This window comes from Acetobacter cerevisiae (genome assembly GCF_001580535.1).
Taxonomy (GTDB): domain Bacteria; phylum Pseudomonadota; class Alphaproteobacteria; order Acetobacterales; family Acetobacteraceae; genus Acetobacter; species Acetobacter cerevisiae.
On sequence record NZ_LHZA01000024.1, the window covers coordinates 1 to 961 of the forward strand.

Consider the following 961-nt stretch of genomic DNA (forward strand, 5'->3'; position numbering starts at 1 on the left):
GGCGTGTCGTCAGTTAAGCAGGAGGATGATTGAGGCGAACTGCACGGCTACGAGGAAGGTTGATTTTAGTTTCTCGTAGCGGGTTGCGATAGCGCGAAACCGCTTGAGCTTATTGAGGAACTTCTCAACAAGGTTCCGTTCGCGGTAGAGAGAAAAATCGGTTTTCCGTCGTGTCGTTTTGTTGCGTTTTGGGGGGATGACCAAGGTAATCCCGTGCTGTATCAGCCGATCGATCAATTCGTCCGCGTCATACGCTTTGTCAGCCAGGAAAGCATCCGGGTCGATGTTCTCCAAAAGCGGTTCCGCCTAGGTGATATCGGCATCCTGTCCCGGAGTGATGCCGAGTTCCATCGGATTGCCCAGAGCGTCGCAGATGGCATGGATCTTTGTAGTCAACCCGCCTCGTGATCGTCCGATGGCCTGATCCGTGCCCCTTTTTTGAGAGCTCCGACACTATGCTGATGCGCCTGGACAATTGTGCTGTCGATCATCATGCATTCATTGTCGTGGTCAGCGGCCAGATAACGAAATACCCGTTCGATGACACCGCTTTCACACCAGCGGCGCAGACGCCGGTGCATGTTTTTCCAGTCCCCGAAACGGGCAGGAAGATCGCGCCATGGAACGCCCACGCGATAGCGATATAGCACCGCCTCCACGAACAGACAGTTGTCCGCCGCAGTGCCGCCGACATAGCCTTCACGACCGGGGAGAAGATCCTTTATTCGCTCCCACTGGTCATCGCGTAAACCATAGCGCCATATCCGTCTGTCTTCCCCAAAAACTGGGGAAACAGTCACCACACGCAGCCACAAAGTACAACCCTCACGTGCCACACTCAGGGCTTAACTGACGACACGCCGATGGTAGAGGTTCTGCGCCTTCAGTGGCGTTTGCCGGATGATCTGTTGACTCGCGTCGAAGCACCGCGTTCTTTGGAATGACAGTCATGGGGGGGGGA

General features: G+C 55.3%; 1 pseudogene. It reads right to left on the reverse strand.

Annotated features, from left to right (window positions below):
• Nucleotides 1–9 precede the first annotated feature (9 nt).
• Nucleotides 10–764, reverse strand: a pseudogene (locus AD928_RS14205) (IS5 family transposase).
• Nucleotides 765–961: the final 197 nt, after the last annotated feature.